This is a genomic window from Agreia sp. Leaf335 (assembly GCF_001423605.1).
Taxonomy (GTDB): domain Bacteria; phylum Actinomycetota; class Actinomycetes; order Actinomycetales; family Microbacteriaceae; genus Agreia.
The window spans coordinates 268,836-281,100 of record NZ_LMOQ01000003.1; the positions used below are offsets into that span (position 1 = coordinate 268,836).

At 67.7% G+C, this 12,265-nt stretch carries 10 protein-coding genes; 5 read left to right on the forward strand and 5 right to left on the reverse strand.

Going from position 1 to position 12,265, the window contains the following annotated elements; genetic code table 11:
- The first annotated feature begins 97 nt into the window (after nucleotides 1-97).
- Nucleotides 98-859: a FadR/GntR family transcriptional regulator gene (locus ASF79_RS11605; protein WP_055855148.1), complete on the forward strand. Its 762-nt coding sequence runs from the start codon at nucleotides 98-100 to the stop codon at nucleotides 857-859.
- Nucleotides 860-903: 44 nt separating this feature from the next.
- The gene (locus ASF79_RS11610) at nucleotides 904-2,223 is read left to right on the forward strand and encodes a M18 family aminopeptidase (RefSeq protein WP_055855152.1); all 1,320 of its coding nucleotides are present in this window, start codon (nucleotides 904-906) and stop codon (nucleotides 2,221-2,223) included.
- 27 nt (nucleotides 2,224-2,250) lie between these two features.
- Here ASF79_RS11610 and ASF79_RS11615 read toward each other — a convergent pair whose 3' ends face one another.
- On the reverse strand, nucleotides 2,251-2,589 hold the full coding sequence (locus tag ASF79_RS11615; protein ID WP_055855154.1) for a hypothetical protein: 339 nt from the start codon (nucleotides 2,587-2,589) through the stop codon (nucleotides 2,251-2,253).
- A 123-nt stretch (nucleotides 2,590-2,712) separates the two neighbouring features.
- Nucleotides 2,713-6,204, reverse strand: coding sequence for a bifunctional proline dehydrogenase/L-glutamate gamma-semialdehyde dehydrogenase (locus tag ASF79_RS11620; protein ID WP_055855155.1), 3,492 nt, complete (start codon nucleotides 6,202-6,204; stop codon nucleotides 2,713-2,715).
- Between the two features lie 90 nt (nucleotides 6,205-6,294).
- Between ASF79_RS11620 and ASF79_RS11625 the strand changes: the two genes are divergently transcribed.
- On the forward strand, nucleotides 6,295-7,185 hold the full coding sequence (locus tag ASF79_RS11625) for a LysR substrate-binding domain-containing protein (protein WP_055779022.1): 891 nt from the start codon (nucleotides 6,295-6,297) through the stop codon (nucleotides 7,183-7,185).
- Nucleotides 7,186-7,304: 119 nt separating this feature from the next.
- Here ASF79_RS11625 and ASF79_RS11630 read toward each other — a convergent pair whose 3' ends face one another.
- Together ASF79_RS11630 and ASF79_RS11635 are read right to left on the reverse strand one after the other, a co-directional pair.
- Nucleotides 7,305-7,682 carry a TraR/DksA family transcriptional regulator gene (locus tag ASF79_RS11630; RefSeq protein WP_055855157.1) on the reverse strand — a complete coding sequence of 126 codons (378 nt, stop codon included), beginning with the start codon at nucleotides 7,680-7,682 and terminating at the stop codon, nucleotides 7,305-7,307.
- A gap of 174 nt (nucleotides 7,683-7,856) precedes the next feature.
- Nucleotides 7,857-9,296, reverse strand: a complete 1,440-nt coding sequence (locus tag ASF79_RS11635; protein WP_055855160.1) for an aminopeptidase P family protein — start codon at nucleotides 9,294-9,296, stop codon at nucleotides 7,857-7,859.
- Between the two features lie 183 nt (nucleotides 9,297-9,479).
- On the opposite strand from ASF79_RS11635, the gene ASF79_RS11640 reads away from it, so the two are divergent.
- Entirely contained in the window at nucleotides 9,480-9,866 is a 387-nt protein-coding gene (locus ASF79_RS11640; RefSeq protein ID WP_055779012.1) for a hypothetical protein, read from the forward strand.
- On the opposite strand, the gene ASF79_RS11645 is transcribed toward ASF79_RS11640, so the two are convergent.
- Nucleotides 9,838-10,422: an Lrp/AsnC family transcriptional regulator gene (locus ASF79_RS11645; protein ID WP_146077550.1), complete on the reverse strand. Its 585-nt coding sequence runs from the start codon at nucleotides 10,420-10,422 to the stop codon at nucleotides 9,838-9,840. The genes ASF79_RS11640 and ASF79_RS11645 overlap by 29 nt on opposite strands.
- A gap of 259 nt (nucleotides 10,423-10,681) precedes the next feature.
- Between ASF79_RS11645 and ASF79_RS11650 the strand changes: the two genes are divergently transcribed.
- The gene (locus ASF79_RS11650; RefSeq protein ID WP_055855161.1) at nucleotides 10,682-12,256 is read left to right on the forward strand and encodes an ABC transporter substrate-binding protein; all 1,575 of its coding nucleotides are present in this window, start codon (nucleotides 10,682-10,684) and stop codon (nucleotides 12,254-12,256) included.
- Nucleotides 12,257-12,265: the final 9 nt, after the last annotated feature.

Consider the following 12,265-nt stretch of genomic DNA (forward strand, 5'->3'; position numbering starts at 1 on the left):
CATTGTGCACAAGAAAAGGTCTCAACAGAAGACCATTTGGCTCCATTAACATGAGCGTTACATTCGGCCGCCCGATGACACGCGAACGGAGGATCCGATGACCGCGGACCAGACGCCCGTCGCCTCCCATCTCGCAACCCCGATCGTGAGTTCGTCGAGGTCGGACGAGATCACGGATCGGCTGATCACCGCGATCGCCGTCGGAGAGTACCTTCCCGGCTCCAAACTGCCCCCCGAACGAACGCTGGCCGCTTCGCTCAAAGTGGGGCGGATGGCGGTGCGGCAGGCTCTCGCCGTGCTGGTCGAGAAAGGGCTTCTCGAGACCCAGCGCGGGCGCGGTGGCGGCTCGTTCGTGCGCGAGCAGTGGGGTCCCGAATCGGATGCCCCGGTGCAGCGCACCCTGTCGGCCCGGCTCGACGACCTGCGCGACACCCTCGAAGCAGTCGGCTGGCTGCACGGCACGATCGCCCGAGCCGCGGCGACCCGCCGCACGCCCGACGACATCGCGCGGCTCCGGGAGTGCCTCACAGGGTACCGATCCGCCGAATCGGGTCGGGCCTCCCAGAAGGCCGACGAGCAGTTGCACCTCGCCATCGGCCGGGCCACCCACAACGCGACCCTCCAGTCTCTGCTGCTCGACCTCGAGTCGCGCGTCAGCATCTCGGCCCCGGCTCACCTGTGGGGCTCTCCCGAGGGCATGCGCGACATGGAGCTGCGCGCGTTGGGCGATCACGACAGGCTCGTCACGGCCATCGTGGAGGGCCGAGCCGACGACGCCGGCCGCATCGCGTCGGAGCACGTGCACATCGACCTCGAACTCATCGAGGCAGCGTTGGCCAGATCACTCGCCACCCGCTGAGCAGAAGGCCTGCGCTGCCCGATTGCAGTGGTTGGATTGACTCTATGGATGCCCACATCACCGACGCGTACATCGACGACTTCGCCCGTTTCATCGAGGCCTCTCCCAGCTCGTATCACGCGGTGGCCGAGGCCGCCCGGCGGCTCGACGAGGCCGGATTCTCGAGGCTCGACGAGACGAGCGAGTGGCCGGCAGCCGGCGACGGCGATCAGGCGGCGTCCGAGCCGGCTGCATCCGCCCGGAACTACGTGGTGCGCGACGGCGCGCTCATCGCGTGGCTGACGCCCGCCGGCGCCACGAAGACGACGCCGTTCCGCGTTCTCGGCTCGCACACCGACTCGCCCGGCTTCAAGCTCAAGCCGAAGCCCACGATCGCGAACCGCGGATGGCTGCAGGCCGGTGTCGAGGTCTACGGTGGCCCGCTGCTCAACTCGTGGCTCGACCGCGAACTCGAACTCGCCGGCCGACTCGTCACCCACGACGGTCGCGAACATCTCGTGCGCACCGGACCGTATCTGCGCATCCCGCAGCTCGCGATCCACCTCGATCGAGAGGTGAACTCGGGGCTCGTGCTCGATAAGCAGCGGCACATGACCCCGGTGTTCGGCGTGGGTCACGCGGGCGACCTGCTGGCCCATCTGGCGCATCTCGCGGGTGTGCCGGCGTGGGATGTCGCCGGTTACGACCTGCTGACGGCGAACACCCAGGCGCCCGCTCGCTTCGGCAAAGACGGCGAACTCTTCGCAGCCGGTCGCATGGACAACCTGTCATCGGTCTACGCCGGACTCGTGGCGCTGATCGCGGCCGCTGAGGGATCGCAGGCCGAGCAGCAGCACATCAGCGTGCTGGCCGCGTTCGATCACGAGGAACTGGGCAGCGAGTCGCGCTCGGGTGCATCGGGGCCCCTGCTCGACGACGTTCTCAGTCGCATCGGGGCCGGTCTCGGTGCCACCTCGAGCGACCGACTGCGCGCGTATGCCGCATCCTGGTGCCTGTCGGCCGATGCCGGGCACGCGGTCCACCCGAACTATCCCGAGCGGCACGACCCCGTGAACACCCCGATCGCGGGCGGGGGACCGCTGCTCAAGATCAACGCGAATCAGCGCTATGCGACGGATGCGTTCGGTGCGGCCCTGTGGGCGCGCGCCTGTGAGCGCGCCGGCGTCAGTTACCAGGAGTTCGTGTCGAACAACGCGGTTCCGTGCGGGTCGACGATCGGACCGCTGACCGCGACGAGACTCGGAATCCGCACGGTCGACGTGGGGGTCCCGCTGCTGTCGATGCACTCGGCGCGCGAGCTGTGCCACGTGAACGACCCCGTGGCGCTCTCGGCGGCGATCGGCGCGTTCTTCGCGGGGGCATAGCGGGCGCGTGGTCTCGATACGTCGAGCTCATTCGGGTGTTCCGCGCGCAGTTCGGAGGATGCTCACGCCGCGAACGAGGCGCCAGGCTCCGAACGGGAGGAGTGCGAGGCAGAGCACTTTCACCGCCACGGGTTCGAGGGTCAGCATGGCCCAGATGCCGAGCGCGATGAGCGCCGCGCCCGCGATCGCGTTGAGAACCCCTCCGATGTTCCACTGCGCAGTCAGCAGTGCCCTGGTCGCATCGAGGATGCGGTCGGCGAAACCGAGCCCGAGAGCGCTGGCCGCGGCATAGACCGCGAGTGTGAGCAGGGGGAGAACCGCGGCGCCGATGAGCACGACGAACAGAATGGTGACCAGCGCGTCCACAGACTCAGCGTACCGGCAGGTGGTCTCGATACGTCGCGCTCGTTCCTCACACGACTACTCGACCAGCGCAGGAGATTGCGCTGATCGAGGAGGTCGCGCAGCGACCGTATCGAGATCCCGCCGCTAGATCAGGTTGTCGCTCAGGTGGTTCGGCGTTCCGAAGCGGTGCGCCGTGATCGACACCGCCTGCTCGTGCAGGAACGGCAGCAGCTCGATGCGACCCGACTCCGTGACCTCGCCGGCGTAGACGGCGAGATCCGGGCGGCCGCCGGTGGCGATCGCGAGCTCACCGGCAGATGCGCCGACCAGCCGCACCGTCGCATCCGTCATCGTGTTCGCCCGAGCGAGCCAGGCCTCGTCGCTCTCGATACGCATCGACAGGCCGCACTCGGAGACGGCGGCGCGCAGCTGCGCGGGCAGCGCGACGGCTGCCGACACGTCGATCGGCGCGCCCGAGACGAAGGCGGCCGCCAGCACACGAACGACGGATGCATCGGTCGCGTCACTGCCGAATCTCACGGTCACGGGGTGCGGCACGTAACGGAACACGTTGCGCTCGGCACTCAGGCCGGAGATGTCGCGGGCGAGGCCGAACTCCGAGGCCCACGACGAGGCGTCGCTCGCGGCCGCACGACGCAGACTTCCGAAGTCGTCGGCGCTCAGCTCGGTGGCGGCGGCGTCGATCAGTCGTCGAACGGAGGCGTTGGCCACGGGGGCGTCGGCGTGGCTGACCGCCGTCTTCCACGAGCCGAGACCGAGAAGGTAGTTCGGTCCGCCCGCCTTCGAGCCGGGTCCGACGACCGACTTCTTCCATCCGCCGAAGGGCTGCCGGCGCACGATCGCTCCGGTCGTACCACGGTTGACGTAGAGGTTTCCGGCCTGGATGCGCGACAGCCAGACGCCGAGTTCGGCCGAGTTCAGCGAGTGCAGCCCGGCGGTGAGCCCGTAGTCGATCTCGTTCTGGATCTCGATGGCTTCCTCGAGGGTCGCGGCGGTCATGATGCCGAGGATCGGTCCGAAGTATTCGGTGAGGTGGTACTCGGAACCGCGGCGCACGCCGGCGCGCACCCCGGGGCTCCAGAGGGCGCCGCTGTCATCGAGGCTCTTGGGCGAGACGAGCCACTTCTCACCCTCGCCCAGAGTCGTGAGACCGGAGAGCAGTTTGCCCTTCGCCTTCTCGATGATCGGTCCCATCTGGGTGCTCGGGTCGGCGGGGTAGCCGACCGTGAGCGACGACACCGCATCCACCAGCTGGGTGCGGAACCGGCGCGAGGTCGCGACTGAGCCGACGAGAATCACGAGCGACGCGGCGGAGCACTTCTGCCCGGCGTGCCCGAACGCCGAGGCGACGACGTCTTTCACGGCGAGGTCGAGGTCGGCGGAGGGCGTCACGATGATGGCGTTCTTGCCACTGGTCTCGGCGAGCAGGGGAACGTCGGGCCGGAACGAGCGGAACAGCTCGGCCGTCTCGTAGCCGCCCGTGAGGATCACCCGGTCGACGGCGTCGTGCGCGATGAGCGTGCGACCCAGCGACTGGTCGGCGAGCTGAACGAGGCGCAGGGCCTCGCGGGGGACACCGGCGCGCCACAGCGCCTCGACCATGACAGCTCCGGAGCGGCGGGCCTGGCGGGCGGGCTTGATGACGACGGCCGAACCGGCGGCGAGGGCGGCGAGGGTCGAGCCCGCGGGAATGGCGACGGGGAAGTTCCATGGGGGAGCGACGACCGTCAGAGTCGACGGCACGAAGGTGGCGCCGTCGATGCTGTCGAGCTCGCGTGCCCGCTCGGCGTAGAAGTGGGCGAAGTCGATCGCCTCGGAGACCTCAGGATCGCTCTGGTCGAGCGTCTTTCCGGTCTCCGATGCCATGACCTCCATCAGATCGGCGCGCGCCAGGGCGAGTTCGTCGCCCGCGCGGTGCAGCACCTCGGCGCGCTCGGCGCCCGAGAGCCGGCCCCACGCGGAACCGGCGGTCGCCGCAGTCTGGATGACCGCATCCAATTCGTTCTCGTCGTGCACCATCGATGCGGCGATCGTGTCGTCGCCGAGCAGCGACGATGGAACGCGGCGCAGGATCTCGAGACCCCACGCACGGTTCTGCGGCAGTGCGGGGTCGGTGTCGGCTGTGTTGTCGAAACCAAGGCGCGCTGCCTTCGCCTCAGACGCGCCGCGGTTCTGGGTGCGGTTCGGCTGCGGCACGGCGTTGTCGAGCTCGGCCAGCGACGCCTCGAAGCGCTCGCGCTCACGGGTGAACAGCGCCTCGTTCTCGCTGAGTTCGAAGACCGCAGACATGAAGTTCTGCTGGCTGGCGCCTTCTTCGAGACGGCGGATGAGGTACGCGATCGCCACGTCGAACTCCTGCGGGTGCACGACGGGCGTGTACAGCAGCAGCGAGCCGACCTCGCGGCGCACGGCCTCGGCCTGCCCCTGGGCCATGCCGAGCAGCATCTCGAACTCGAGACCGTCGGTCACACCGCGCTTCTGGGCGAGCAGCCACGCGAAGGCGATGTCGAAGAGGTTGTGGCCCGCGACTCCGATGCGCACGTTGTCGATACGGTCGGGGTGCAGCGAGTAGTTCACGACGCGCTTGTAGTTCGTGTCGCTCTGCTGCTTGGTCGACCAGGTCGCCAGCGGCCAGCCGTGCAGGCTCGCCTCGACCTCCTCCATGGGCAGGTTCGCGCCCTTGACGATGCGCACCTTCACCCCGGCGCCGCCCGCAGCGCGGCGAGCGGATGCCCAGTCCTGCAGGCGGATCATCGCCGAGAGGGCGTCGGGCAGGTAGGCCTGCAGCACGATGCCGGCCTCGAGCTCGTGGAAGCGCGGGTCGTCGAGGATTCGCATGAAGACCGCCATGGTGAGGTCGAGGTCTTTGTACTCCTCCATGTCGAGGTTGATGAACTTCGCCGGCGTCGCCTTGGCGGCCCGCTCGAACAGCGGAGTGAGGCGCTCGACGATGTGGGCGACGGCTTCGTCGAAGGCCCAGGCCGAGTGCGGCGCGACGGTGGAGGAGACCTTGATCGACACGTAGTCGACGTCGTCGCGTGCGAGCAGGCGATGCGTGCCTTCGAGGCGGCGGGCAGCCTCGGCCTCGCCGAGCACGGCCTCTCCGAGCAGGTTGACGTTGAGCTTCGTGCCCTCGCCGTGGCTGCGCAGCTTCGCGATGGCCGACCCGAGTCGGGCGTCGGTGGCGTCGATGATGAGGTGGCCGACCATGCCGCGCAGCACCTTGCGCGCGATGGGGATGGCGACGGCCGGTGCGATGGGGGCGGCCAGGCGGCCGAGGCGCACCGCGCTCTTCAGATACCAGGGCAGGAAGGCGGGCACGTCGGGAGCGAGGGCGCGCAGATTGCGCGCGGCCACGCCGAGGTCTTCGGGGCGCACGACGCCGTCGACGAAGCCGACGGTGAAGTCGAGCCCCTTCGGGTCTTTGAGAACACCGGCCAGGCGCTGGGCAGACGCGTCGGCGGGAATGGCGGCCGCTTCGGTCAGCCAGCGACGCACGAGGGCGGTGACCGCCTCGGGGGTGGGCAGGTCGGCGGGCGAGCAAACAGGGCGTGAACGGGTCGCGGCGTCGAGGGCCTCGATTGTCGCTTCCGGGTTAGAGGCAATGTCGGTCATGGGTTCAGTATGGGATGCCGCTTACTTTAGATAAAGTGACCTTTCATAACCTATAAACATCGGCTCAGCCGATGAATCGAAGGAGCCACGATGCTCGATGCCCGGCGCTTGCGCATCCTGCGTGAGCTCAAGATTCGTGGCACCCTGGCCGAGGTCGCGTCGGCCATGAATTTCAGCCCCTCATCGGTGTCGCAGCAGCTCGCGCTGCTCGAGAAAGAGACGGGCGTCGAGCTTCTGCGCAAGGTAGGGCGGCGCGTACAACTCACCCCGCAGGCCGAGATCCTGGTGGCTCAGACTGCCGCGATGCTCGAGATCCTCGAGAGCGCCGAAGCCACGCTCGCGGCCTCGCTGACCGCCGTCACCGGCAGCGTGCGGGTCGCCGTGTTCCAGTCCGCCGCGCTGGCACTGATGCCGGATGCGCTGAGCCTCATGCGCTCCCGCTATCCCGAGGTGCGGGTCGAGATGGTGCAGCGCGAACCCGAGACAGCACTCTACGAAACCTGGGCCCGCGACTTCGACATGGTGGTTGCCGAGGAGTACCCGGCCCACGCGGCGCCGCGGCATCCGGAGCTCGACAAGAAGTGGCTCACCAGCGATGCCGTCTCTCTCGCCGTTCCTCCCGCCGGTCGGCAGATCCACGGCGTCGAGTCGATCGAGGATGCGCACGACTTGCCCTGGGTGATGGAGCCGGCGGGCGCCGCCTCCCGGCACTGGGCTCTGCAGCGCTGCCGCATCGCGGGATTCGAGCCCGACGTGCGCTACGAGACGGCAGACCTGCAGGCTCAGATCCGCCTGATCGAATCGGGCAACGCCGTGGCACTGATGCCCGAACTCGTGTGGGCGGGACGCGAGACGAGTTGCCGACTCATCGAGCTGGCGGGGGATGCGCGCCGGTCGATCTTCACCTCGGTGCGCGACAGCGGGGCGCATCACCCCGCGACGGTGGCGTTCAGAGAGGTGCTCGAGGAGATCGCGGCGTGACGCCCCTTCTGGATGCCGAGATGACACTTCCGCTGCATTGAACCGCGATCTCGGGGCCCTGAGGCGACGCGAACTGTCATCTCGACGGAGGGCTCGGCTCTCGGCGCCAGGCGCAGGGCTCAGCGCTCCGCGGCACGGGCGCACGCGATGCAGAGCGTGGCCTCGGGCCGCGCTTCGAGGCGCGCGAACCCGATCGGCTGGCCGCAGCGAGTGCAGACTCCGTAGCTGCCGTCCGCGATGCGCTCGATGGCCGCGTCGACGGCCTCCGACGCGGCCGCGAGCTCGCCGTGCACCCCGTGGATGCGCGACCATTCGCTCGAGAGCGTCGGGCCCTCGGGGTCGTGCTCGTCGTCGACCGACTCCGCGCCGCGGGCCTCTCGCACCTCGACGAGCGTCTGCGCCAGGCCGCCGAGTTCTCTGTCGATGTCGAATCGACGCTCGCGCAACTGCGCCTCGAGAAGCCGCAGTTCGGCATCCGTGAGCGCTGATTCGGGCATGACTTATCGTCGCACGGAGGCGAGACGGGGTGACCCGAGGCCGCGCAACCGCCGAGCGCGCTGTTGGCGGGCGAACGCGCATCCGCGCACGGCGCGCTCGCCCGGGCACGGCGCGCTTCTCGGCCGACAGCTGCTTCTGCCGCGTCGACTCGACCTTTGTGAGCGCGCGTGCGGCTACTGCGTCAGCGAACGCACCCACGCCTCGACGTCGTCGACTTCTACCGGCAGCGCCCCCGAGAGGTTCTCGTACCCCGAGTCGGTGATCAGCAGATCGTCTTCGATGCGCGCTCCGATGCCGCGCAATTCCTCGGGAAGCGTGAGGTCGTTGGCGTGGAAGTAGATGCCCGGCTCGACCGTGAGCACCATCCCGGCGACGAGCGGCGTGCGCAGATAGAGTTCCTCGCTGGTCTTGGCGCAGTCGTGCACGTCGAGGCCGAGATGGTGCCCGTTTCCGCAGATCGCATAGCGGCGGTGGTACTGCCCTTCGGGGCTGAGCGCCTCCTCGAGCGTTCCGGGCAGGATGCCCCAGCTGTACAGACCGCGCGCGATCACGTCGTGCGCCGCCTCCTGGAAGTCGGAGAACAGGGCGCCCGGTCGCAGCGTCGAGAGCGCGGCCGCCCGCGCCTCGAGCACGAGTTCGTACACCCGGCGCTGGGCGGGCGAGAAGGTGCCGGATGCCGGGAAGACGCGCGTGACATCCGCCGTATAGAGGGTGTCGACCTCGACTCCGGCGTCGAGAAGTACGAGGTGATCGGCGCTCACCGGGCCGTCGCAGCGCGTCCAGTGCAGAGTGGCCGCGTTCGGCCCCGAGCCCATGACTGTGGTGTAGCCGACACCGTTCGCGCCCTGGCGGGAGTGGCGCTCGAAGGTGGCCTGCAGCCAGCGCTCGCCTCGGCCGGAGATCGCGGCCGGCAGCTCTGCGACGACGGCAGCGAAGCCGTCGACCGTGGCGTCGACCGCAGCGCGCAGCTGGCCGATCTCCCACTCGTCTTTGACGAGCTTGAGGTCTGAGAGGACCCGCTCGAGTTCGGGCGACGCCACGTCGATGCCGCTCTCGACCAACGCGGGTTCGACCGCCCCCGCAGAGAGCACGTCGCCGGAGACAGCGCCGTGGATTACGCGAAGATCATCGGCGAGCACGGCCAGTGAACGCACCTCGACCTGCAGCGCGCTCGCCCAGTCGTCGAGGCCGGGAGCGGCTCCGACCCACAGCTCGCCGCGCATCGCATCGGCGTAGAAGGCCTCCTCACCCGCGTAGGCGGGTTCGGTCAGGTAGAGCACGGCGTCGTGGCCGGATGCCGTGGGCCGCATCACGACGACGGCCGCCTCGGCGACGCATCCGGTGAGCCAGGCGAAGTCGCTGTGCGGCCGGAAGCCGAACTCGGTGTCGTTGGAACGAACGGCGCTGCGTCCGCTCGCGACGACCAGGGTCGCCGCGGGGAAGCGATCCGAGAGTCGCGCTCGATGAGCGGCAGCGGCCTCGGCTGCGCCGGGCGTGACGCGAGCGGTGCGATCGGGCTGCGCCCAGCCGCCCGCCATGAAGTCGCGGAACATCTCGGAGGTGGGCAGCCGAGGCATCCGGGGGTCTCGCGGCGCGGGCGAAAGAGTAGTCATGTCTGCAAATTAGCCCGTTCGTCGATCACGTTTCAAGCTCGTTACGACCTGGTCGGCATTTTGTCCTGAGCGCATCCATAATGGCGTTGATTCGTCCACGGATGTCATGTAGCTGACATCTGACGATGGACTTTCTGCCCGCGAATTGACGAGCGGAACCGCGTTCCGCAACAGTGGGCGATCATGAGCACCTCCTCCGACGCATCCTCTGCCGCAGCCTTCGACACCTTCGACGAATCGATCGACGACACGGTGTTCGACATGGTCTCGTCGACGGCCAGTGCGGTGTCGACGACGGCGCCGTCGCGTTTTCACTATCGCGAGGATCGTGGCGTCATCTGGGGCGAGTACACGGGGGACACCGTGACGGTGGGTCGCTTCAGCGGCTACCGCGATCGCGACGTGCTGCACGTGTCGTTCGTGCACCTCGGCGTCGACGGTTCTACGACCGCCGGGTCCGCCACCTCCGTGGTCAGCCGCACTGCCGATGGTGTTCTCGAGCTGACCGAAGACTTCGTGGGCCCCGACGGGGCCGACCACGTCAGCGTGTGCCGCGAGGTGCGCGCCTAGCGTTCTGCGCGTTCTCGGCGCTCTTCGCGCGCTCGTCACTCGTGCGCACGAACCGCGTCATGCCGTAGCGCTCGCCGGATTGCTGCAGGGTGTCGCTGGCCGAGGCTCCCATGCGCAGCGAGACGTTCGACGACATCTCGTCCATGATGAAGACGGTCACGGTGGCCTTGACCGACGGCCATTGCGCGAGCCGGGTGGCGACGAGATCGTGGATGGCCGCGACGCCCGAGCCCCGAACCAGGAGCATGGCGTCGTGCTCGCCGGTCATCACCGTGAACGATTCGAGCTCGTCGAGGGTGGAGAGTCTGCTGCGGAAATCGGACCACTGGCTCTGCCTGACGGTGACGAACACCATGGCGGCGACGTTCAGACCGACGGCGGTCGGATCGATGTCGGCATGCACCCCGCGGATCACTCCGTTACGCACCAGGGACTCGTAGCGCGTGTATGCGTTGGAGCGCGAGATGCCCAGTTCTTCAGAGAGCGTGGCGATCGAGATGCGCCCGTTGTCTCTCAGGATCTCCAGCATGCGCACGTGCGTCTCATCAAGATCCAAGACGACCCCCTGTTTTGTCCGTGTCTGCGGCTGCAGAATCTCTCATTTAGAGATGTTATGTCGCTATACCGCGCGCTGTCACCACTTTGTCCTGTTATCGAACCGTCAGATTGACACTTGATCTGTGTGAGAAGTAATTTCAAGACAACATTCCACATCTGGTTAGTGCAGAATTCACTGACCGACCGCAGTAACAGACTCGCCCAGCATCCTCCCTCACCCGATAAGCACCTTCATCACCCGATAGGAGACCACCCTCGTGTTGTCACCATTCCGCCGCGTCGTCGGCATCGTCGGCATCGCCGTCGTCGCCACGCTCGGCATCACCGCTTGCAGCGCGGGCTCGAGCGACTCGAGCGCGTCCGGCGGCAAGTCCGTCGTCGTCGACTCGTCGTTCGACCTGAAGACGGCCGACCCCAACCGCGAGTACGAGACGACGGGCTCGATCGTCGCCAAGGCTCTCTACGAGACGCTCCTCACCTTCAAGGGTGACGACGTGACGAAGCCTGTCGACGGACTCGCGAGCTACGAGATGAACGCCGACAACACGGTGATGACTCTCACGATGGCAGATGGCCATGTCTTCTCCGACGGCACCCCCGTGACCGTCGACGACGCGGTCTTCTCGTTGCAGCGCGTGCAGGGAATCAAGGGCAACCCCTCGTTCCTGCTCGAGGGAATCACTGTCGCGAAGACGAGCGACACCACGCTCACGCTCACCTCGGCCACGCCGAACCCGGCGCTTCCGTACATCCTTCCGAACCCTGCGCTCAGCGTCGTGAACAAGAAGGTCGTCGAATCCAACGGCGGAACCGCAACCGACGCCGACGGTGCCGAGGCCTACCTGAACGGCGCATCCGCCGGCTCCGGCCCGTACATGCTCGAATCGTTCGACGTGGCCTCGCAGGTGGTCTTCACCAAGAACCCGAAGTACACGGGCGATGCCCCGGCCTACGACCGCGTGGTTCTGCGCAATGTGCAGGGCCCGACACAGAAGCTCAACATCCAGGCCGGTGAGTCGCAGGTCGCCCTCGACCTGAACCCCGACCAGGTCGCGGAGGTCGGCAGTTCCGACGTGACCGTGCTCTCGAGCCCCTCGCGCTACATGATCTTCCTTCTCCTGAACCAGGATCCGTCCGTCTCTGCGATCACCAGCAACCCCGACTTCCTGAAAGCGGTCAAGGCCGGTATCGACTACAACAAGATCGTCGACCTCGCCGGTGACGGATCCGTTCAGCCCGGTGGATTCATCCCGTCGCTCTTCGTGGGCGCGATCGACGCATCCGACGGCAACCAGCACGATGCCGCCGCAGCCAAGGCGGCGCTCGCCTCCTCGGGATACAAGGGCGAGGATGTCACGCTCAACTTCCCGAACGACATCACCGTTCAGGGCCTGTCGCTGCAGAGCGTCGCCGAGTCCGTGCAGGCCCAGCTGAAGGAGGTCGGCATCAACATCGTGCTGGCTCCCGCGCCGGTCGCCACCGAGCTCGACGCCTACCGCAACGGCAAGGAGACCGTGGGTCTCTGGTACTGGGGCCCCGACTTCCCCGACCCGTCGAACTACCTCGCGTTCACGCCCGGCGAGCTCGTCGGACTGCGCGCCGGTTGGGCTGCGGACGCAGACCAGACGGTGACCGATCTCGCCACCGCAGCCAAGGCTGCCGTCTCGACCGACGAGCGCCAGAGCGCCTACGCGGCCCTGCAGAAGGCACAGAACGCCTCCGGCCCGTTCGTTCCGCTGCTGCAGCCGGCTCAGAACGTGGTCACCTCGAAGAGCATCACCGCGGTCAGCCTGAACCCGGTCTGGACGATCGATCTTGCCGGAATCAAGTAACAGCATCGC